Raw genomic sequence first — 21,581 nt, 5'->3', positions numbered from 1 at the left:
CGCATGTGGAGATTGTTGCTCAGTTCAGCAATATTATTTCAGGCCTTCGCAGTTGCAGCATTTGCAATCGTAACGGCTATGGAAAGACCCGGTCGAAGATCGTGTCGACATGCTTGAGGTGATAAGCGAGGTCGAACTTGTCCTCGAGCTCGGCCACCGACAGCGCGGCGGTCACCTCGGGATCGGCCTTGAGCAGTTCGAGCAGCGACAGTTCGCCGTCCGATTCCCACACCTTCATCGCGTTGCGCTGGACGAGGCGATAGCTGTCCTCGCGGCTCACCCCGGCCTGGGTCAGCGCGAGCAACACGCGCTGCGAATGGACGAGGCCGCCCATCTTGTTGAGGTTCTTTTCCATCCGCGCGGGATAGACGACCAGCTTGTCCATCACGCCGGTCAGACGCGCCAGTGCGAAGTCGAGCGTGATTGTCGCGTCGGGGCCGATATAACGCTCGACCGAGGAATGGCTGATGTCGCGCTCGTGCCACAGCGCGACATTCTCCAGCGCCGGGGTCACATAACCGCGCACCATCCGCGCCAGACCGGTGAGGTTCTCGGTCAGCACCGGGTTGCGCTTGTGCGGCATTGCCGACGAGCCCTTCTGGCCGGGCGAGAAATATTCCTCCGCCTCAAGCACCTCGGTGCGCTGCAGATGGCGGATCTCGATCGCCAGCCGCTCGATCGAGCTGGCGACCACGCCGAGCGTCGCGAAGAACATTGCGTGCCGGTCGCGCGGGATGACCTGGGTCGAGACCGGCTCGACCGTCAGGCCGAGCCTGGCCGCGACATGCGCTTCGACGCGCGGGTCGATATTGGCGAAGGTGCCGACGGCGCCCGAGATGGCGCAGGTTGTGATGTCGGACCGCGCCGCGACGAGCCGCGCGCGGTTGCGCGCGAATTCGGCATAGGCCTGGGCGAGCTTGAGCCCGAAGGTCACCGGCTCGGCATGGATGCCGTGGCTGCGGCCGATCGTCGGCGTCATCTTGTGTTCGCGCGCACGGCGCTCGAGCACGACGAGCAGCGCATCGATATCGGCGATCAGGATGTCGCTCGCGCGCGCGAGCTGCACCGCGAGGCAGGTGTCGAGCACGTCGGACGAGGTCATGCCCTGGTGCATGAAGCGCGCTTCGTCGCCGACCTGCTCCGCCACCCAGGTGAGGAAGGCGATCACGTCATGCTTGGTCACCGCCTCGATCGCATCGATTGCCGCGACGTCGATCTTCGGGTTGGTCGCCCACCACGCCCATAAAGCGTCGGCCGCGGCTTTCGGCACGACGCCAAGCTCGGCGAGCGCCTCGGTGGCGTGTGCCTCGATCTCGAACCAGATCCGGAAACGCGCCTCCGCCTCCCAGATCGCGGTCATGTCGGGGCGCGAATAGCGTGGCACCATGGCAACGGTTCCCAAAATTCAGGTGATCGGTTCGTCGTGGAATCGGCTCGTCGCCGCGACGACACGCGCCCTAGCAGGGACGGGTCGATCCTTCAAACGCGGCAGAAAAGGACCATATTTCAAAGCGAGGCGTTGAGCTTGTGACGCCTGAACATTCTGGTTCGAACGTCCGAGTTCCCGCAAGGCCTCGCGTATCTCTGGCCTTCGCACCCTTTGTAAAGCGTAATGGAGATTGATCATGCTGAAATATGCCCTTCTCGCCGGCGCCATGATGCTGTCGGCCCCCGCCCTGGCGCAGGACAAACCCGCCACGCCGCAGACCCCGACCGCCACACAGCCGGCGCCGACCCAGAACGATCCGGCACAACCGGTCACCCCGGCACCGCAAACGGCTGCCCCGGCGCAGGATTCGACATCGATGACCACCGCGACCGATCCGGTGGCGCAGCCCCAGGCCCAGGCAGCCACGGCGCAGCCATTGACCAAGGCGCAGCAGATCGCGCAGGTCGTCGATACCGAATTCGCCACTTACGACGCGGACAAGAATGGCGTGCTGAGCGCGACCGAGTTCGATGCCTGGATGGTGGCGCTGAAGACGGCGGCCGACCCGACCACCAAGGCCGACGCGCCGGCGACCAAGAAGTGGCTGACGCTCGCCTTCACCCAGGCCGACAAGGACAAGAGCAAGTCGGTTTCCAAGACCGAGCTCAATGGTTTCCTTGTTGCCGGCAACTCGTAACTGATCGGCTGAAAACGTGGCCGCCGCACCGACCGGTGCGGCGGCCCTTTCGCGCTCAGATGAGCCCCATTGCACGAAGGCTGGCATGGCCCTTGGTGCCGATCACGACATGGTCGTGTACCGCGATGTCGAATTGCCGTGCGGCCTCGATCGTCTTGCGAGTCAGGTCTATATCGGCGCGGCTGGGTTGCGGGTCGCCGCTCGGATGGTTGTGGACGAGGATGATCGCCGCCGATCCGAGATCGATCGCGCGCCTTACCACCTCTCGGACATGCACGGCGGCCTCACTGATCGTGCCCTCGCTGACCAGTTCGTCACGGATCAGCATGTTGCGCGTGTTGAGGTGAAGTACGCGAACGCGCTCGATCGGGTGGTGCGCCATGTCGGCGCGGAGATAATCGAGCACCGCCTGCCAGTTGGACAGTATCGGCCGCTCGTCGAGATCGTTGCGCAGCAGCCGCAAGGCGGTCGCCTGGACGATCTTGAGCGCGGCGATCGACGTGTCGCCCATGCCCTTGATCCGGCCCAGCGCCTCGGCATTGGCGGCGAGCAGGCCGCCGATGCCGCCAAATTCCTTGAGCAGCGCCTTGGCCAGCGGCTTGGTGTCGCGCCGCGGGATGGCTAGCCCCAACAGATATTCGATCAACTCGTAATCGGGCATGCCATCGCCGCCGGTCTCGACGAGCCGCTGGCGCAACCGCGCGCGGTGGCCGAGATGATCGGGGGGCGGAACACTCATTACGCTGGAGGATTAAACAGGCGGCGGTTGCCGCGCAATCGTCCGGCCCTATGCTGGCAGACACTTTGAAGACGGAAAGGCCGGCGTGACGCCAGACGACAGCGACATGCCCAACGCCGCGACGAGCGTGCCACGCCGTCGGCGTGCGCGCGCCGCAGCACTTGCGTCGCTTGCGTTGCTGCTGCTGGCGTTGCTGGTGGCGTGGACCCAGCGCAAGCCGATCGCCAGCAGTTATATCGACGGCTACCTCGCCGGGCACGGCGTGCCGGCGCGCTACAAGATCGCCGATCTCGGCTTCGGGCGCCAGCGACTGACCGATGTCGTGATCGGTCCGGCCGCCAGACCAGACCTGATTGCCGACTGGATCGAACTGCGCACGCATGTCGGTCTCGGAGGAGTCGTCGTCGATGAAATCCGCACCGGCCACGCCCGGCTGCGCGTCACGCTGGTGCAGGGCAAGCTCTCGCTTGGCGCGATCGACCGGCTGTTGCCGGCGCGGAGCGGCAAGCCCTTCGCGCTGCCGGCAATCGTCGCCGATATCGCCGACGCGCGGGTGCGGCTCGAAACGCCGCAAGGTGTCATCGGGTTGAAGATTGCGGGTTTCGGCCGGCTCGACAATGGTTTTCGCGGGCAGGTTGCCGCCGTCGCCGATACGCTCGGCGCGGGCGGATGCACGTTGAGCCGCGCCGGTGGCGTGCTGCGCGTGCAGGTTCTCGCCGGCGCACCGAAGCTGACGGGGCCGGTGCGGCTGGCCAGCGCGACCTGCGGCACGACCGCGCTGCGAGACATGGGCGCCGATCTCAGCGTGTCTTTATCGCCCGCGCTCGATCATTGGGATGGCACGGCGCAGGTTGCGCTCGCCGAATTGTCGCATCCGGCCGGCGTCCTTGCTGCGCTCGACGGCACTATCACCGGCGCCGGATCGATGGCTGCTATGTCGGGCGACATAGACCTTGCGTCCGGGCGTGGTGAGGCCAGCGGATGGCGCGCGGGCGCGCTGAAGGCGTCGGGCCAATACCGCGTCGGCGCGAGCGGCGTGGCGTTCGACGGAAAAGTCGGCGCCCACCTCGCGGCAGATGCCGCTTTCTTGCGCGGCATCGCGGAGCGCGGCGCTGCTGCGGATGGCACGCCGCTCGCGCCACTGGCGCGCAAGCTGACGGCCGCGCTCGCCGCTGCCGGCCGCGACTTCGGTGTCGATGCCAGCGTGGCGTTACACAATGATCGCGGTGAGGGGCAAATCGGTCTGTCCGACGTGCACCTTGCGGCGCGCAGCGGTGCGCAGTTGCTTTTGTCCGGCGGGAAGGGTGTTCTCTATCGCTGGCGCGATGGTGCCAGCCTCATCGATGGGAAGGCGGCGTTCGATGGCGGGGGCCTGCCGACCGGCAGCGTCGATCTGGCGCAGACCGTTCCGGGCGGGCCGATTACGGGGACCGCAGCGCTGCAACCCTATGCCGCCGGCGACGCCCAGCTTTCCGCCACGCCGATCCGTTTTTCGATCGTGGGCCAGACGACGCGGTTGACGACGCAACTGGCGCTATCGGGTCCGCTCGGCGATGGCCGGGTCGAAGGGTTATCGCTGCCGATCGACGCGCGTTGGAACGGGCGTGGCGGGTTGCTCGTCAATCCGGCCTGTGCCCCCTTGTCGTTCCGGCGCGTCGCGCTGTCGGGTGTCGTGCTGCAGCCGGCGAGCGTGACGCTCTGCCCGCGCGATCGCGCGCTTTTCAGCCTCGATCATGGGGGCGTCGGCGGCGGTGCCCATCTTGTGGACGTGCGTCTGGCCGGGGCGAGCGGATCCAGCCCGCTCGCGCTCTCGGCGGCGTCGATCGATGTCGGTCTTGGCGGGCCCGATTTCACCGCGAACGGGGTAGCGGTGCGGCTCGGCGCAGCCGGCAGCCAGACCCGGCTCGATATCGTCGCGCTGCATGGCGGCTACGACCGAGGCACTCTTGCCGGGCGATTCGACGGGGGAGCCGGTCGGATCGGGTCGGTGCCGCTGCTGCTGTCGAAGGTGGCGGGAGACTGGAACTTTAAAGAAGCCGTGCTGTCGATCACGGGCGGCCTGACCGTCGACGATGCGGCGGTCGCGCCGCGGTTCAAGACGTTGATCGGCCGCGATGTGCGGCTGGCGCTGAAAAGCGGCGTCATCACCGCGACCGGCGGTCTCGTTTCGCCGGAGAAGAATGTCGCGGTCGCGCAGGTTGCCTTGGCGCACGACCTGTCGCACGGCACCGGTCGCGCCGATCTCACCGTGCCGGCGATCACCTTTTCAAAGGCGTTCCAGCCGAAGGAACTGACCGGCATCACGGACGGCGTCATCGAAGAGGTCAACGGCACGGTCGCAGGGGAGGGGCATATACGCTGGACGCCGCAGGCGGTGACCAGCGACGGCGTGTTCCGCACCGCCGGGACCGACCTCGCTGCGGCGTTCGGCCCGGTGACCGGTATTGCCGGCGAGATCCGCTTCACCGATCTGCTCAACCTCGAAAGCGCGCCGGGGCAGGTTGCCACGATCAAGTCGGTCAACCCCGGCGTCGCGGTCCAGGACGGTACGATTCGCTACCAGACCCTGCCCGGCGCGCGTATCCGTATCGAAGACGGGCGCTGGCCGTTCGCCGGGGGGGTGCTCGTGCTCGATCCGACATTGCTCGATTTCGATATCGCGCAAAAGCGCCGCATGACCTTTCGCGTGACGGCGATGGACGCGGGCCAGTTCCTGCAGCAGTTCGACTTCAAGAACCTCAACGCCACCGGAACCTTCGACGGCACCTTGCCGATGGTGTTCGACCAGAGCGGCGGGCGGATCGAGGCAGGCCAGTTGAAGGCGCGGCCCGGCGGCGGTTCGATTGCCTATCTTGGTGAAATTACCGAGCGCGATGTCGGTTTCTGGGGCAACCTCGCCTTCCAGGCGCTCAAGGCGCTCAACTATCGCGATCTCGATATCGTCATGAACGGCCCGCTGGCCGGCGACGTGATCACCGAGGTCCACTTCGCCGGGGTCAGCCAGGGGGCAGGGGCCAAACGCAACTTCCTCCTCGATCGGCTCCAGAAACTGCCCTTCGTCTTCAACCTGCGAATCACGGCGCCCTTCCGTTCGCTGGTCAGCACGGCAGAGGATATCTACGACCCGCGCCGGCTGATCGAGCGCAACCTGCCCGCGTTGATCGAGGAGCAGAACAAGCGTGCCCGGCCGCCGACACCCCCGCCTTCTCCCGTTCAGCCCTCCGACAGCAGGACCATGCCATGACGCAAACAGGATTGACGCCGCGCGAGCGGAGACCGACGAGTGAGGTGATGAACAGGGTGATCGCGATAGCCGTGCTTGCGGCGGCAGGTTTGACCAGCGGATGCGTCAATGTGACGGCGCCCGACAAGCCGATCGTGATCAACCTCAACATCACCATCACCCAGGCGGTCGTCTACCGCCTCGATGGTGAGGCGAAGACATTGATCCAGCAGAATCCGGGAATCTTTTGATGACCAAGACCCATGCCCGTATCATCATCGCGCTCGGCGCGATGTCGCTGTGCGCCGGGACCGCGCTGGCCCAGGCACGCGACCCTGCCTATGCCGCCGCGCGCGCCGCCGGCGAGGTGGGCGAGCAGCCCGATGGCTATCTCGGCGTGGTCGGCGACGGCTCGCCCGAGATCCACAAGCTGGTCAACGGCATCAACATCCAGCGCAAGGCGGCTTATACGCGCGGCGCAGGGTCCGGGGCGACGATCGAACAGTTCGCCTTCGTGTCGGGCTGTAACCTGATCGCCAAGACTGCCCCGGGCGAGAAATACAAGGCGCCGAGCGGCGAGTGGAAGACACGGACGAGCGCCGCGCCCGAGCGCGATCCGCGCTGCATCTGAGCGCATCGCTCGCGATAGCTGCGGCCACCTCCCGCAACGGTTGACTCGGTGCGGTGCCCTTTCTAAACGGGCGCCGCAACGGGGGCTCGACCCCATGTTCCTCGTCGCCCGCCGCAAGGTGAGGCGGCGTTTTCTTATCAGGATGTGATCCACCTTGGCTGACGATCGCCAGAACGACGACCTTGACCAGCGTATCGCGCAAGCGCGTGCGACTGAGCAGGCACGCGTCGGTGGCGTTGCGCCGGCACCGAAGGGCTATGGTCAGGGTTCGCGCGTGCTCGCGGAGCTGATCGGCGTACCCACCGGTGCCGCACTGATCGGCTGGGTGCTCGATCGCTGGTTCGGCACGTCGCCCTGGATCCTGCTGGTCCTGCTCGCGCTCGGCGTGATCGCGGCCTTTCGCAACATCTTCCGCATTTCGAAGGAGCGCGCCGAATGAGCGCCGGCAAGATCGACCCGATGGAGCAGTTCATGGTCGAGCCCGTGCTCGGCCATCATCTCACGCTCTTCGGCTACGACGTCTCGTTCACCAACTCGGCGTTGTTCATGGTCGTCGTGTTCGTGCTGCTCGCGGCCTTCGTGTCGGGCGGGCTGAAGCGTCAGCTGGTCCCGGGCCGTTGGCAGGTTGCGGTCGAGAGCATGATCGGCTTCATCGACAATATGGTGTCGGTCAATATCGGCGAGGGCGGCAAGAAATTCGCGCCGTACATCTTCTCGCTGTTCTTCTTCATCCTGTTCGCCAATCTCGTCGGCGTGATGCCGATCGCGATCATCCCCGGCTTCCATACCTTCGCCGTGACGAGCCACATCACGGTGACTGCGGTGCTCGCCTTCGTGTCGTTCGGCATCGTTCTGGCGGTGGGGCTGTGGAAGCATGGCTTCCATTTCCTCTCGCTGTTCGTCCCGCACGGAACGCCGGCCTGGCTATTGTGGCTGATCCCGCCGGTCGAGCTGCTGTCGTTCCTGGTGCGTCCGTTCAGCCTCGGCCTGCGACTGTTCGTCGCGATGACCGCCGGGCACATCCTGCTCGAAGTGTTCGGCAGCTTCGTCGTCCAGGGCATCAACGCCGGCGGCCCGCTTGGCTGGCTCGTCAGCGGTCTCAGCTTCGTGATGATCATCGGCGTGAGCGCGCTTGAATTGCTGGTGTGCGCGATTCAGGCCTATGTGTTCGCGCTGCTTACCTCGCTTTACCTCCACGACGCGGTGCATCTGCACTAAGTCATTGTTGTTTTGTTGATTTTGCTAGGAGCTTGAAATGACTGATCTTGGTGCAATGTACATCGGCGCTGGCCTCGCCGCGATCGGCATCGGCCTTGCCGCGCTCGGCGTGGGCAACGTGTTCGGTTCGTTCCTCGAAGGCGCGCTGCGCAATCCTTCGGCTGCTGACGGTCAGCAGGGTCGCCTGTTCATCGGCTTCGCGGCGTCGGAGCTTCTCGGTCTGATCGCGTTCGTGGTCTCGATCCTGATCCTCTTCGTCGTCAAGAAGTAAGCAAGAGCGACCTCGATGCCTCAGCTTTCCCAGATCGGCGAAATCTACGCCTCGCAGCTATTCTGGCTCGCGATCGTTTTCGCGCTGATCTATTTCGGGATCGGTCGTGCGATGGTCCCCCGGATCGAGCGCACGATCGATGATCGTGACGCCCGCATCAAGGGGGATCTCGACGCGGCGGAAGCCGCCAGGGCTGCGGCATCGACGCTCGACCATGATTATCATGCCGGGCTCGACGCAGCACGCTCCACCGCGCTGCGCGACGTCACCGAGGCCAAGGTCAAGGCGACGGCGGAAGCCGAGAAGCGGGTCAAGGCAGGCGACGCCAAGCTGACGACGGCCGTGGCCGATGCGGCTAGCCGGATCGGTGCATCGCGTACCGCTGCGATGGCCGAGATCGAGGCTGCTACGGTCGATGCTGTGCAGGACATCGTTGCCAAATTGTCGGGCGTGAAGGTCGACCGCGCCACTGCGGCGGCCAAGGTCAAGGCGGAACTGGCACATGGCTGAACACGTCGCGCAGACCGTCGCCCAGGGCGGCGTTGTCGAATTGCATGCCGAGCCGACGGCGCTGGGTATCTCCGCGTCCGGCTGGGTCGCCTTGTCGATGCTGGTCGTCATCGCGATCATGCTGTGGAAAAAAGTGCCGGCGATCGTCGCCAAGGCGCTGGACGCCCGGATTGCGACGATCCGCAGCCAACTCGACGAAGCCGAACGGCTCCGCAGCGAGGCGGAGGCCGTGCTGGCCGATGCCAAGGCACGCAGCGCTGCCAGCGTCGGCGATGCCGCGGCGATCGTCGCGCATGCCGAGGCGGAAGCCAAGGCGCTGCTGGTCAAGGCCGAGGCTGACGCCAAGGAACTGATCGAGCGTCGCCGCAAGATGGCCGACGACAAGATCGCCGCCGCCGAGCGCGGTGCGATCGCCGAAATTCGTTCCACGGTCGCCGATGCGGCCGTCCGGGCTGCTGCGGCGATCATCGCCGAGCAGCATGGCGCGGCAGCCGACAAGGCGCTGGTCGACCGCACCATCGCCGGGCTGGGCCGCCCCAACTGAGCGTTCCGCGCGGCGCGCGGAACGGCTATGTTCCGGCCCGGGCGGCGATTCGCGCCGTGCCTAGCTCGGAAAGAAACCTCATGAAGCTCTTCACCTGCTGCGCCGCCTTGGTCGCGCTGACCGCTGCGCCGGCATTGGCGCAGACCGCGACGCCGGCTCCTGCCGCCACGCCAGCGCCCGCTGCTGCGGCACCCGCCGCCGCCGCCAAGTTCACGCTCGATTCGCCGATCGAGACGCTCGTTGCCGACACCTCCGCCAAGCAGGTGCTCGACACCGACCTTCCCGGCCTGACCACCAACGACAAGTACGACATGTTCAAGTCGATGTCGCTGAATCAGGTCGCCGGCTTCGCGCCCGACAAGCTGACGCCGGAGCGCCTGACCAAGGTCGCGACCGACCTCGCCGCGATCAAGTAACGCCATGGGCGGTGCGGCGGCTCCTGTGGCGCCGTCGTACCGTCGGTACCTTCAGTAGCGCAGCATCACGCGCCTCGCGAAGGCGGGCGAAAGGCTGTAGGCAAGCCGCAGCCACCGCGTCATGCCGACATTGACCTCGTTGCGCCCGGTGGCCATCGCCGCGACGACCTGACGGGCGCATTCCACTGCGGACATTTTCCTGTGATTGTTGCCCGCCGTCATGCGTGTTTCGACGACCGGCGGCAGCACTTCCAGCACATGGACATGCGAGCTTTTCAACTGCGCGCGTAGCGCCATGGTAAAGCTGCGCAGGCCGGCCTTGGTCGCGCAATAGACCGGCGTGCTCGCACTGGGCGCGATCGCCAGGCCTGACGTGACGTTGACGATCATCGCCGCCGGTCGCGCCCGAAGCCGGTCGAGCAAGGCGACGATCAGCCGGATCGGTGCGTTGAGGTTGAGGAAGATGCAGCGATCGGTCGCGACAAGGTCGATCGGCGCGTCGACATCGAAATTGCTGCCCATCCCGGCATTGTTGACCAGGATGTCGATCGTTCGTTCGCCGAGCGCCTGCAACAGCTCCGCACAACCCGCTTCACCGGCGAGATCGGCCGCGATCGCTTCGAAACCCTCGGCCGTGGCAGCGGCGAGCCGCGCTTCGTTGCGGCCTACGACGATCACGCTGGTGCCTGCCGCCTTGAGTGCACGCGCGATCGCCAGCCCGATCCCATCGGAACCGCCCGTCACCAGCGCCGTCTTGCCTGCCAGTTGCATCGCGTCGCTCCCTGTTCGCGGACCGATATAGCCGTTGTCGCGGCCGGGCCGGAGTCCTAACTGAGGACCATGTCATCCCCCAATGCACCCGACCGTTTCAACGAGGACAAATCCACCTACACAGTACGCGGGACGGAGACGCCCGACCTCGAAGCCGGCGTGGCGGCGATCCGAAATGTCTTGAAGACGCTGCCGGCGCGGCCCGGCGTCTACCGCATGCTCGATGCGCGCGGCGACGTGCTGTATGTCGGCAAGGCGCGCGCGCTCAAGAACCGCGTGACCAACTATACCCAGGTCGATCGCCTGCCCAAGCGGCTTCAGCGCATGGTCGCGCAGACCCGCGCGATGACCATCGTCACGACCAATAACGAGGCCGAGGCGCTGCTGCTCGAGGCGCAGCTGATCAAGCGCTATCGACCGGCCTACAATGTGTTGCTGCGCGACGACAAAAGCTTCCCCTTCATCCTGTTACGCGCCGATCATGAGTTTCCGCGGATCCAGAAGCATCGCGGCGCGCGCAAGGCCAAGGGCAATTACTACGGTCCCTTCGCCAGCGCAGGATCGGTCAACAACACGCTGAATGCGTTGCAGAAACTGTTCCTGTTGCGGAGTTGCACCGACAGCTTCTTCAAGAATCGCGACCGGCCATGCCTGCTCTACCAGATCAAGCGCTGTTCCGCGCCGTGCACGGGCCGGATCGACGAGGCGGGCTATGCCGAGCTGGTGTCCGACGCCGAGGACTTCCTCGCCGGCAAGGCGACGGGCGTGCAGGCGAAGCTTGCCGGACAGATGCAGGCGGCGGCCGAGGCGATGGATTTCGAGCTCGCCGCGATGCTGCGCGACCGGCTGCGCGCGCTGACCTTCATCCAGGGTAGCCAGGCGATCAACGCCGAGGGGCTGGGCGACGCCGACATCTTCGCGCTGGCGAGCAAGGAAGGCACGATCGGCATCCAGGCCTTCTTCATCCGCGGTGGGCAGAATTGGGGGCATCGCAGCTTCTTCCCGACGCACACGGCCGACATCCCCGAGGCCGAGGTGCTGTCGAGTTTCCTGATGCAATTCTACGAGGAGGTGCCGCCGGCGCGCACCGTGTTTGTCGATCGCGAGGTGCCTGAGGCGGCGCTGGTCGTCGAGGCGCTGACCGAGCTCGCCGGGCGCAAGGTCGAGCTGTCGGTGCCGCAGCGCGGCACGCGCAAGCGGCTGCTCGATCAGGCGAAACGCAATGCCGAGGAAGCGCTCGACCGCCGCCTCGCCGAGAGCACGACGCAGGCCAGGCTGCTGCGCGAGGTCGCCGAGTTGTTCGGGCTGGCCGAGCCGCCCGACCGCATCGAGATCTATGACAACAGCCATATCCAGGGCACCAGCGCGCTCGGCGCGATGGTCGTCGCGGGCCCCGAGGGTTTCCGCAAAGGCCAGTATCGCAAGTTCAACATCAAGAACCCCGAGACCAAACCGGGCGACGATTTCGCGATGATGCGCGAGGTGTTCTCGCGCCGCTTCGCCCGTGCGCTGACCGAGGACCCTGATCGCGACGGCGGCGACTGGCCCGATCTCGTGCTGATCGATGGCGGGCGCGGGCAGCTCAACGCGGTCAAGGCCGTGCTGGAGGAAATGGGCATCGAGGATGTGTGCCTGGTCGGCATCGCCAAGGGGCCGCATCATGGCCGCGACGGGCGCGAGGTGTTTCACATGATGGACGGCCGCGAGTTCCAGCTGCCGGTCAATGCGCCGGTGCTGTTCTACCTCCAGCGACTGCGCGACGAGGTCCATCGTTTCGCGATCGGCGCGCACCGCGACAAACGCGCCAAGGGCATCGTCAGCAGTCCGCTCGACGACGTGCCGGGGATCGGCCCGGCGCGCAAAAAGGCGCTGTTGATGCATTTCGGCACCGCGCGCGCGGTGCGCGGCGCGAGCCTCGAGGACCTGCAAAAGGCGCCGGGCGTCTCGGCCGGCGTGGCGCAGCAGATCCACGACTTCTTTCACACGCGCTGACACCATTCTGAACCAATCGTCACTATGCGTGCGCGCGCGTGGCGGTTAGGCTCCGGCCGGCACATCTGGGGGTAACGACATGATCCGTCCGGCAATTATCGGCAGCCTTCTGTCTGCCGCCGGTGCTGCCCATGCCAGCGATGCGCCGCGCTATCTGCCGGCGCCGGACTGGATCAAGCCCGCCCCGCCGGTCGATATGGCGAAACTCGGCGACGATGCGCCGATCGCGCTGATCAACGATACGCAGCAACGCTTCGACGGCGGTGAGGTTTGGACCTATCGCGAGACCGCGATGCGCGCCGCCTCCGACGATGCGCTGGCGCGGATCGGCACCGCCAAGCTGGCCTGGTTTCCCGATCATGGCGACCTGATTGTCCACCGCGTCGATATCCTGCGCGGCGGCGAGCGGATCGATCTGCTCAAGGCCGGCAGCCGCTTCACCGTGCTGCGCCGCGAACAGCAGCTCGAGCAGCTGCAGATCAACGGCATGCTCACCGCGACGCTGGCGGTCGAGGGGCTGCGCGTCGGCGACGTGCTCGACATCGCTTTTTCGACCACCAACCGCGACCCCGCGCTCAAGGGCAATGTCCAGGCCAATGCCGGGCTGGCGATCGCGCCGCTCAAGGTCGGCTATGTCGGCACGCGGCTGTTGTGGCGCGACGGCACCGATCTCCACTGGCGCGCCTATCCCACCGGCGCGGCGCCGGTGCTGAGCGACAAAGGCGGATGGCACGAACTGACGCTCAACGGCATCCTGCCCAAACAGCCCGACCTGCCGGCCGATGCGCCGCTGCGCTATCGCAAGCCGCCGGCGATCGAGGCGTCGAGCTTTACCGACTGGCCGAGCGTGTCGCGCGTGATGGCGCCCTTGTACGCGACCGAGGGACTGATCGCGCCGGGTAGCCCGCTTGCCGGAGAGGTGGATCGCATCGCCACGGCGGAAAGCGATCCGCTGAAACGCGCCGCGCTCGCACTGGCGCTCGTCCAGGGCAAGGTGCGTTATCTCTACAAGGGGCTGGAGGGCGGCAATTACGTGCCGCAGACGCCGACCCAGACCTGGGCGCTGCGCTATGGCGATTGCAAGGCGAAGACGCTGCTGCTGCTCGCCATCCTGCACGCGCTCAAGATCGAGGCCGAGCCGGTGCTGGCCAATATCGAGCTCGGCGACCTGGTGTCGGAACGCCTGCCGAGTGCCGGTGCGTTCAACCATGTGCTGGTCCGCGCAAAGGTCGGCGACGACGATCTGTGGCTCGACGGCACCGATCGCGGCGCGCATCTCGAGGATATCCACGACGTTCCGCCATTCCGCTGGGTGCTGCCGCTGCGCAGCACCGGCGCCGCGCTGCTCGCCGTGCCGCTGCGCCCGCGCACCCGCCCCGACGCCGTGGCGACCGTCGACATCGACGAAAGCGCCGGGATCGATCTGCCCGCGCCGTTCGTCGCCAGCGTCACGGTGCGCGGCGCGATCGCCGATTCGCTGCGCACGCTGTCGGCGCAGGGCAGCAAGGACGAGCGCGACAAGATGGCCGATCTCGTCGCGAATGGCGCGGTCGGATCGGGTTTCGTTGCCTCGCACACGCTGACCTTCGACGCGGTTGCCGGCACCGCGACGCTGGCGATCAAGGGCGTCGCTTTCCCATCATGGGAGCATGAGGAGAAGCGCTATCGCGCGACGCTCGATCGCTCGATCGGCGCGCGCCGCTTCTCGGCGGATCGGTCGCGGCCGGCGTGGAAGGATATTCCGGTCGCAACCGGCCGTCCGCATTTCAGCCTGTCGACCACACGGATCCACTTGCCCGGCGGCGGCGCCGGTTTCTCGCTCGACGGCGACCTGAAGCTCGACGAGACGATCGCCGGTGTGCGGATCCAGCGCGGCGCGACACTCGTAGGCAGCGTGGTGACGGTCGAGGATGGCGTTCAGGAGACCGGGGCCGAGATCGCGCCGGCCGACATCCTCTCCGAGCGCGCGCGCCTCGCCGCGGCACAGCGCCGGTTGCTGCGCGTGAGCAGCGCCCCGGGCTATCCCGCGCCGTGGGTGGCGATCGTCGCGGCGAAGCGCGCGCACCAGTTCGATCAGGTGCTCGCGCTCTATGCGGCGAAGATCGCGGACAAGCCCGACGAGGCCGGCCCGTATCTGGCGCGCGCGTCGTTCCTCATCGGCACCTTCGACCGGCGCGCCGCGCTTGCCGATCTCGACCGCGCCATCGCCATTGCCGCGACGGCCGATGCCTATCTGCGTCGCTCGAGCGTCCATGATGCGCTGGGCGAGAGTGCCCTGGCGCTGGCCGATGCCAGGGCGGCGCTCGATCTCGATCCCGGCTCGCAAAATGCGCTGGCGCGCGTGGCGTGGCTCGAAGCCGATCAGGGCCACAAGGATGCGGCGCTCGCGCTCGTCCAGCCGCGCATCGACGAGGGCGGCAAGGACAAGGCGAGTTATCTGCGCACCAAGGCCGACCTGCTGGCGCAGAGCGGCGACCGGGATGGCGCGATCGCCGCGATCGACGACGCGATCGAGGCCAGCCCGGGCAACCCGTCGCTGCTCAACATGCGCTGCTGGCTGAAGGGCACGCTCAACGTGTCGCTCGATACCGCGCTGAAGGATTGCACCCAGTCGATCGAACTCGGCAGCTCGGCGGTGTCGGCGCTCGACAGCCGCGCGATGGTATATTTCCGGCTCAACCGCTTCGACGACGCGTTGACCGATCTCAACGCCGCGCTCGAACTCAATCCGGCGCTCGCCGCCAGCCTGTTCATGCGCGGCGTGATCCACAAACGCCAGAGCGACAAGACTGGCGAGGCCGATCTTGCCGCGGCCCGCCTGATTTCACCCCGCGTCGATCGCGATTACGCCAAATATGGCATCGTGCCGTGAGCGGACGGTAAGGCGCGCTTAATCCGCAGTTTGCGAATTCTTCACCATCGGATTCTACGCCATGACGGGTGACCACGCCCGTCTTCCTCACCGTCGACGCTGCCTTGCAGTGGCGTCACCATGCCGAGCGGCTGGTGCCGCCGGCAATCTTCGAACACGCGATCGAACCGGCCGGTGTCGGGCTGAGCTTCCAGATCGCCCGGCTTGCACACCATGGCTTGCACGCCACCTTCTTCGTCGATCCGATGCCGGCGCTGCTGTTCGGCCTCGATCCCGTCCGCCGCATCGTCGACACGGTGCTCGATGCGGGGCAGGACGTGCAGTTGTTGCTCCATCCGGCCTGGGCCGGTGCGGTGGCGGGCGACGGCGGCGCGCAACATGGCCGCCATGCGCTGGCCGACTATACGGCGGAGGAACAGCAAGACCTCATCATCGGCGCCCGCGACCTGCTCGTCGCTGCGGGAGCGCCGTCGCCTATCGCCTTCCGGGCCGGTGGCTTCAGCGCCAATGCCGGCACGCTCCGCACGCTGGACGCGCTGGGCTTCGCTTATGATTCAAGCCGCGATGCGAGCGTATCCGGCGCAGAGTCGCGCGGCATGGCGCCGGTAGCGCATGGCGGCGTCGTAGAGGTCCCGGTCACGCTGATCGACGAGGGAGCCGGGTCGTTGCGCGCCTTGCGCGTCGACGCCCTCTCGGCCGGGGAGATGAGCGCCGCGCTCGATCATGCCGAGGCCAACGACCACGCCGCCGTGACGATCGTCTGCGATACCGCTGTGCTCGCCAATCGCGCCGCGACGCGTGGCAACGCCATTCATGTCAGCCGCTTCGAGGCCGTGTGCGCGATGCTTGCCGCGCGCCGCGAGACGCTGCCGACCTGCCGTTTCGACCAGCGTCCGGCGCTGCGCCTCGGCCAGCGCGACGCGCCGCTCGAACCGCATCATCTTCGCACCGGCTGGCGCCAGGCCGAGCAATTATGGTCGACCATGGTCGAGGAACGCGCCGCGTGATGGCGCGCGCGCAGTCAGCGCGACCGCGCGTCGGGCCGCAAGCGCTGGCGGCGCTCCAGCGTGATATGGTTCGTGTCCCGCTGTCGCTCGCCGAGGTGCTGGACGGCCGTGTCCCGATGCTCCCGGCCCTGCCGCGCCAGGCACCGGGCTATCTCGTCACCTCATTACCGGAAGATCGCCGCGCCGCGATGGGGTTCGGCGCCGACACGATGATCGCGGTGACGCGGCAGCGCTACACGCGTCACTGGGTCGATCTGTCGGCGGGCTTTTCGGATTACTGGCAACGGCTTGGCGAAGAGCTGCGCCGCGCCGTGACGCGCAACACCGCGCGGATCGCCAGCGTGTCAGGGGGAACGATCGCGCTGCGGCGTTTTCGCACGCCGCACGAACTGGCGCAATTCCACGACGTGGCGCACCGCCTGTCGCTGCGCACTTACCGTCAGCGCCTGAGCGGCGATGCCATACCCGACGATCCCGCCTTTCTACGGCGCATGATGGCCGATGCGACGGCGGGGCTGGCACGCGGCTGGGTGCTGCACATCGCCGGCGAGCCCGCCGCCTTCCTCTACGCGACCATCGATGCCGGCACGGTCGTGCGCCAATATGCCGCCTGCGACCCGGCGTTCGCCGATTTCGATCCGGAAGGCGTGCTGCAGGTCGAGATCATGCGCGATCTGTTCGCCGAACGGTGCCCGACGCGGTTCGACTTTGCCGAGGGCGCGCAATGCCGCAAGGGGCCCTGCGCGATCGGCGGTGTGGCGTGTCTCGACCTGCTGCTGCTGCGCCCGTCGCTCGCGCATCATATCGCAGCGGTGGCACTGACCGCGGTCGATCGCGCTACCGCGCTGGGCCGGCATGGCGCGATGCGGCTCGGGATCGATCGCGTTGCGCGTGTCGTGCGCGGCGCGCCGGGCATGCACTAAGGCGCGCCGACGCCTGCCGTGCGGCACGCGCCGTCGCGCACCCCGCTGACGCTGCCGACCCCGAGAATGATCTTCGCGCGGCGCTGAAAGGTCAGCGCCTGCCACCGCCCGCTATTGCCGATCGCGGTGCGGCTGCGCAGGAAGGTCAGGTTGAGCAGCTCATATTGCTCTGGGTCGATCGCCCCGGTATCGACCAGGCAGCGCCACTGCGCGCTGTTCCACGCATGGTCGCGCGCTATGCCGTCCTCGTCGATCGTCCCGCTCAGCGCCTCATACCAGTCGAAGATCGCGCGCAGCCGCGGCCAGCGCTCCGCCCCGGGCAGCGCGGCGAGCTTCGTGCGCAGCCGGGCGATATCCTCGTCGCCGGGCAGCCCGCCCTGCTGGACGCGCGTGTCGATCGCCCAGCGCACCTTGCGCATCGTGATCGGCCCCGTCGGGAAGACGCGCAGCAGGTCGAGCCGCACCGCGTCTAGCAGCTCGACATAGCTGTCGGCTTGGACCTGGAGCATTTCGTCGCTCTCGAAGATCGCGCGCAGCTCCGCCTCGAGCACATTATTGAGGCGGCCGGTTGTATCTTCCGCCGCGAGGATTGCCGCGCGGCATTTGTCGCCGACCGGCACCGCGCGGCAATCGCGCGAGAAGAGCAGCTTGCCATAGCTCGGCGCCAGCACCTTCAATGCCTGCTTGAAGCGATGGCCCGAACGAAAGCCCTTTTTCCACCGCGCCAACACGGGTTGCAGGCTGCCGGTACCGAAATTCCACTGCGCCATGCCGACCGAGATCAGCTGGCTGTCGAAATTGCCCGTCGGCATCGCCCAGCAACCTATCGTCTCGGGGATCGAGGTGTCGTGCATCCGCGCAAAGATCGCCGCGCGGTCGAGCCCGATTTCTGCCAGCCGCACGGCGGCGGCCGGGTCGATGCGGATGAAGGCGGGCACGCCGTCGCGGCTCGCCACGTCGCCGACCATGCGGCAGATGGGCGGGGAGGGTGGTGTTAGCGTCTGGCCATAGGCGGGCAAGGCGATGAGCGCGAACCACGTGGTCGCAACGACGACCAACCAGCGACCCATCATAGCCCCTCCCCTTCAGGAGTTGCGGGTCGGTCATGCCCCCGGCATGACCTGAACGGCGCGGGGCGCCGTTCACCCGCAGCTGGGTAGGGAGTGGGGCCGTCCCGCAAGCGCAGCGCTCTGGGAGAAACCCCACCCCAACCCCTCCCCTGAAGGGCAGGGGCTAAAGGAGATCGTTCGCTGTTCGAGTGATACCGTCTTACCACCGCCACCATCCCCACTTCCCCCATATCACCACGATAGCCGCACCCGCCGCCAGCGGCTACACCGCGCCGATGCAGCTCCGCGCCGAAGCCCTGATCCTCGCCGTCCGCACCCATGGCGAGCATGGCGCCGTCGTGCGCGCGATGACGGCGGAGCGCGGCATGATCGCCGGCTATGTCCGCGGCGGCCGCTCGCTCCGGGTGCGCCCGATCCTGCAGCCGGCCAATCTCGTGCTCGGCGAATGGCGCGCACGCACCGACGACCAGCTCGCTCAGCTCAGCGTCGAGCTGATCCGCAGCCGCGCGATGCTCCATGCGGAGCCGTTGCCCGCCGCCGCGCTCGAATGGGTCACCGTGCTGACCGCGGTGGCGTTGCCCGAGGGCCAGCCTTACCCACGCCTCTACGACGCCCTGGGCGGCGTGATCGGCGCGATCGAGGCGGCGCCGGCGGCGCGCGGCTGGGCGGCGGCGCTGGCGCGCTACGAACTGCTACTGCTCGCCCAACTCGGTTATGGTCTCGAACCGGGCGCACTGCCGCCCTTCCAGACCAGCGGCGCGCCGGGCGAATGGGTCGATATCCTCGCCGCGCTGCGCATTACCGGCGAAGCACTTGAGGCCGACATCCTCGCCGATCGGCGCGGCGACCCGCTGATGGCGCGTTCACTGCTGATCGACCGCCTCAAGAGAGCGGTTGCGTGACGCGGGCCGCCCCGGCAAAGGGCACCCCCATCAGTCGTTCGCCCTGAGCTCGCCGAGCCGAAGGCGACCGAAGGTCAACGGCCGTTCTTCCTGTGCGGGTGGCAGGAGGGGCAGGGCTTCGACAGGCTCAACCCGAACGGAGTTTTTGTGGCACTCATAGCCCTGCTTGCCGGCGACGGCATCGGCCCCGAAGTCATCGCCGAGACGCTGCGCGTGCTCGAAGCACTCGATCTCGATCTGACCTTCGAGGAAGCGCTCGTCGGTGGCGCCGCCTATCACGCGACCGGCCACCCGCTGCCGCAGGCCACGCTCGATCTCGCGCGCCGCGCCGACGCGGTCCTGTTCGGCGCGGTCGGTGATCCGACCTGCGACAGCCTCGAGCGCGCGCTGCGTCCCGAACAGGCGATTCTCGGCCTGCGCAAGGAACTGGCACTGTTCGCCAATCTTCGCCCGGCCAAGCTGTTCCCGGGGCTCGAAGACGCTTCCGCACTGCGCCCAGAGGTCGCTCAGGCGATCGACCTGCTGATCGTCCGTGAACTCAACGGCGACGTCTATTTCGGCGAGAAAGGCATGCGCACCACGCCGACCGGGCTGCGCCAGGGCTATGACATCATGAGCTATGACGAGGCCGAGGTGTCGCGCATCGCGCATGCCGGTTTTCAGGCGGCGGCGCGGCGGCGCGGCAAGCTCTGCTCGGTCGACAAGGCCAATGTGCTGGAAACCTCGCAGCTGTGGCGCGACATCGTCATCGAAACCTCGGCGCAATATCCCGACATCGCGCTGTCACACATGTATGTCGATAACGCCGCGATGCAGCTCGTGCGCAACCCCGGCCAGTTCGACGTCATCGTCACCGGCAATCTGTTCGGCGATATCCTGTCCGACCAGGCGAGCATGTGCGTCGGTTCGATCGGCATGCTCCCGTCCGCCTCGCTCGATGCTGCCGGCAAGGGCCTGTACGAGCCGATCCATGGCAGCGCGCCCGACATCGCCGGGCAGGGCAAGGCCAATCCCAGCGCGGCGATCCTCTCCGCCGCGATGATGCTGCGCTATTCGCTCGGCATGGCGGCGGCGGCCGACCGCATCGAGGCAGCGGTCGGCGCGGCGATCGCCGCCGGCGCGCGCACCGCCGATCTCGGCGGTGGCCTGTCGACCCGTGCGATGGGCGATGCGGTGCTCGCCCGGCTGTGACCCGCCCGCTCGAACTCGCCATCGTCATCCCGACCTTCAACGAGGTGCGCAACGTGCCCGTGCTGGTGGCCAAGCTCGACGCCGCGCTCGCGGGTCGCGCCTGGGAAGCAATTTTCGTCGACGACGACAGCCCCGACGGCACCGCCGATGCAGCGCGCGCGATCGGCCGCACCGACCACCGCGTTCGCGTCGTGCAGCGTATCGGCCGGCGTGGCCTGTCGACCGCCTGCATCGAAGGCATGTGCGCGACTGCCGCGCCGTGCGTCGCGGTGATCGACGGCGACCTGCAGCATGACGAGACGATCCTGCCCAAGATGCTCGACGCGCTCGACCGCGACGAGACGCTCGATCTCGTCGTCGGCTCGCGTTTCGTAGCGGGCGGCGGCACCGGCGAGTGGGACCATGACCGCGTCGCCAAATCGGCCTTCGCCACCCGCCTCGCGCGTGGCGTGCTCAAGGCCGATCTCAATGATCCGATGAGCGGCTTCTTCATGATCCGCACCGCCATCGTTCGCCGCCTGACGCATCACCTCTCGGCGATCGGCTTCAAGATCCTGCTCGACATCATGACGACCAGCCCCGAGCCGCTGAAATTCGTCGAGATCCCCTACACCTTCCGCCTGCGCACCGAGGGCGAGAGCAAGCTCGACCATGTCGTGGCGATGGAATATCTCATCGCGCTATACGACCGGATGTTCGGCCATGTCGTGCCGGTGCGTTTCGCGATGTTCTCGGCGATCGGGCTGCTGGGGCTGGGCCTGCACATGGCGGTGCTGACGGCAGTCTATAAGGGTCTCGACTACAGTTTCCTCACCGGCCAGATCATTGCGACCGCGGTCGCGCTGACCTTCAACTTCTTCCTCAACAATGCGCTGACCTATCGCGAGCTGCGCTTGAAGGGCGCACGCGCGCTGTTCGGCGGCTGGGTGTCGTTCGCTTTGGTCTGCTCGGTCGGCGCCATCGCCAATGTCGGCATCGCGCATTTCCTCCACGACGTGCAGTCGGGCGAATGGGCGGTCTCGGCGATGATCGGCGTGCTGGTCGGTGCGGTGTGGAATTATGCGCTGTCGTCACGCTTTGTGTGGGGGCGGTATTGAACAGGCCGGACTTGGCCCGCCGTCAGCTGCGGGTGCGCTGAACGGCGCCTGATCGGCATTGCTGTCGGCGCCGCCGCT

The 21,581-nt window shown here is 67.1% G+C and carries 21 protein-coding genes; 17 read left to right on the top strand and 4 right to left on the bottom strand.

The window, feature by feature from the left end; genetic code table 11:
* Positions 1-76 precede the first annotated feature (76 nt).
* Entirely contained in the window at positions 77-1,387 is a 1,311-nt protein-coding gene (gene purB / locus U1839_RS12300; protein WP_332803915.1) for an adenylosuccinate lyase, read from the bottom strand.
* Between the two features lie 238 nt (positions 1,388-1,625).
* Here purB and U1839_RS12295 point away from each other — a divergent pair, with 238 nt between their 5' ends.
* Positions 1,626-2,126 (top strand): EF-hand domain-containing protein, encoded by a 501-nt coding sequence (locus U1839_RS12295; RefSeq protein WP_332803914.1) that lies wholly within the window; start codon positions 1,626-1,628, stop codon positions 2,124-2,126.
* Between the two features lie 55 nt (positions 2,127-2,181).
* Here U1839_RS12295 and radC read toward each other — a convergent pair whose 3' ends face one another.
* A complete protein-coding gene (gene radC, locus U1839_RS12290) occupies positions 2,182-2,865 on the bottom strand; it encodes a RadC family protein (RefSeq protein WP_332803913.1) in 684 nt (227 codons plus the stop codon).
* A gap of 85 nt (positions 2,866-2,950) precedes the next feature.
* Between radC and U1839_RS12285 the strand changes: the two genes are divergently transcribed.
* The 9 genes from U1839_RS12285 (at position 2,951) to U1839_RS12245 (ending at position 9,678) form a co-directional block, all read left to right on the top strand.
* Complete coding sequence (locus U1839_RS12285; protein ID WP_332803912.1) at positions 2,951-6,109, top strand: intermembrane phospholipid transport protein YdbH family protein; 3,159 nt, start codon at positions 2,951-2,953, stop codon at positions 6,107-6,109.
* Between the two features lie 47 nt (positions 6,110-6,156).
* The gene (locus U1839_RS12280; protein ID WP_281127090.1) at positions 6,157-6,339 is read left to right on the top strand and encodes a YnbE family lipoprotein; all 183 of its coding nucleotides are present in this window, start codon (positions 6,157-6,159) and stop codon (positions 6,337-6,339) included.
* Positions 6,339-6,719, top strand: a complete 381-nt coding sequence (locus U1839_RS12275; protein WP_332803911.1) for a YdbL family probable chaperone protein — start codon at positions 6,339-6,341, stop codon at positions 6,717-6,719. The genes U1839_RS12280 and U1839_RS12275 overlap by 1 nt, the downstream gene beginning before the upstream one ends.
* A 154-nt stretch (positions 6,720-6,873) precedes the next feature.
* Positions 6,874-7,158, top strand: coding sequence for an AtpZ/AtpI family protein (locus U1839_RS12270; RefSeq protein ID WP_332803910.1), 285 nt, complete (start codon positions 6,874-6,876; stop codon positions 7,156-7,158).
* Complete coding sequence (locus U1839_RS12265) at positions 7,155-7,937, top strand: F0F1 ATP synthase subunit A (RefSeq protein WP_332803909.1); 783 nt, start codon at positions 7,155-7,157, stop codon at positions 7,935-7,937. Before U1839_RS12270 ends, U1839_RS12265 begins: the two co-directional genes overlap by 4 nt.
* Before the next feature lie 55 nt (positions 7,938-7,992).
* Positions 7,993-8,208, top strand: coding sequence for a F0F1 ATP synthase subunit C (locus tag U1839_RS12260; RefSeq protein ID WP_332804015.1), 216 nt, complete (start codon positions 7,993-7,995; stop codon positions 8,206-8,208).
* A 15-nt stretch (positions 8,209-8,223) separates the two neighbouring features.
* Complete coding sequence (locus U1839_RS12255) at positions 8,224-8,718, top strand: F0F1 ATP synthase subunit B family protein (RefSeq protein ID WP_332803908.1); 495 nt, start codon at positions 8,224-8,226, stop codon at positions 8,716-8,718.
* Positions 8,711-9,262 (top strand): F0F1 ATP synthase subunit B family protein, encoded by a 552-nt coding sequence (locus tag U1839_RS12250; RefSeq protein ID WP_332803907.1) that lies wholly within the window; start codon positions 8,711-8,713, stop codon positions 9,260-9,262. Before U1839_RS12255 ends, U1839_RS12250 begins: the two co-directional genes overlap by 8 nt.
* Positions 9,263-9,342: 80 nt before the next feature.
* Positions 9,343-9,678, top strand: a complete 336-nt coding sequence (locus tag U1839_RS12245) for a hypothetical protein (RefSeq protein WP_332803906.1) — start codon at positions 9,343-9,345, stop codon at positions 9,676-9,678.
* A 51-nt stretch (positions 9,679-9,729) separates the two neighbouring features.
* Here the strand turns inward: U1839_RS12245 and U1839_RS12240 are convergent, their stop codons facing one another.
* Positions 9,730-10,449, bottom strand: coding sequence for an SDR family oxidoreductase (locus U1839_RS12240; protein WP_332803905.1), 720 nt, complete (start codon positions 10,447-10,449; stop codon positions 9,730-9,732).
* Between the two features lie 69 nt (positions 10,450-10,518).
* Between U1839_RS12240 and uvrC the strand changes: the two genes are divergently transcribed.
* The 4 genes from uvrC to U1839_RS12220 all read left to right on the top strand — a co-directional run bounded on the left by uvrC (position 10,519) and on the right by U1839_RS12220 (position 17,243).
* Complete coding sequence (gene uvrC / locus U1839_RS12235) at positions 10,519-12,441, top strand: excinuclease ABC subunit UvrC (protein WP_332803904.1); 1,923 nt, start codon at positions 10,519-10,521, stop codon at positions 12,439-12,441.
* Between the two features lie 79 nt (positions 12,442-12,520).
* A complete protein-coding gene (locus U1839_RS12230; RefSeq protein ID WP_332803903.1) occupies positions 12,521-15,313 on the top strand; it encodes a DUF3857 domain-containing protein in 2,793 nt (930 codons plus the stop codon).
* 68 nt (positions 15,314-15,381) lie between these two features.
* The gene (locus U1839_RS12225; protein ID WP_332803902.1) at positions 15,382-16,320 is read left to right on the top strand and encodes a polysaccharide deacetylase family protein; all 939 of its coding nucleotides are present in this window, start codon (positions 15,382-15,384) and stop codon (positions 16,318-16,320) included.
* Positions 16,320-17,243, top strand: a complete 924-nt coding sequence (locus U1839_RS12220) for a GNAT family N-acetyltransferase (protein ID WP_332804014.1) — start codon at positions 16,320-16,322, stop codon at positions 17,241-17,243. Before U1839_RS12225 ends, U1839_RS12220 begins: the two co-directional genes overlap by 1 nt.
* Here U1839_RS12220 and U1839_RS12215 read toward each other — a convergent pair.
* Entirely contained in the window at positions 17,240-18,313 is a 1,074-nt protein-coding gene (locus U1839_RS12215) for a hypothetical protein (protein ID WP_332803901.1), read from the bottom strand. The genes U1839_RS12220 and U1839_RS12215 overlap by 4 nt on opposite strands.
* A gap of 275 nt (positions 18,314-18,588) precedes the next feature.
* On the opposite strand from U1839_RS12215, the gene recO reads away from it, so the two are divergent.
* The 3 genes from recO (at position 18,589) to U1839_RS12200 (ending at position 21,503) form a co-directional block, all read left to right on the top strand.
* Entirely contained in the window at positions 18,589-19,215 is a 627-nt protein-coding gene (recO, locus tag U1839_RS12210; protein ID WP_332803900.1) for a DNA repair protein RecO, read from the top strand.
* Positions 19,216-19,362: 147 nt separating this feature from the next.
* Positions 19,363-20,406: a 3-isopropylmalate dehydrogenase gene (gene leuB, locus U1839_RS12205; RefSeq protein ID WP_332803899.1), complete on the top strand. Its 1,044-nt coding sequence runs from the start codon at positions 19,363-19,365 to the stop codon at positions 20,404-20,406.
* The gene (locus U1839_RS12200) at positions 20,403-21,503 is read left to right on the top strand and encodes a glycosyltransferase (RefSeq protein WP_332803898.1); all 1,101 of its coding nucleotides are present in this window, start codon (positions 20,403-20,405) and stop codon (positions 21,501-21,503) included. The genes leuB and U1839_RS12200 overlap by 4 nt, the downstream gene beginning before the upstream one ends.
* The last annotated feature ends 78 nt before the right edge of the window (positions 21,504-21,581 follow it).

The sequence above is a fragment of the Parasphingomonas halimpatiens genome, from assembly GCF_036663795.1.
GTDB lineage: Bacteria > Pseudomonadota > Alphaproteobacteria > Sphingomonadales > Sphingomonadaceae > Sphingomonas.
The sequence above is the reverse complement of the archived record's forward strand: the minus strand, read 5'-3'. Positions and strand labels throughout refer to the sequence as shown.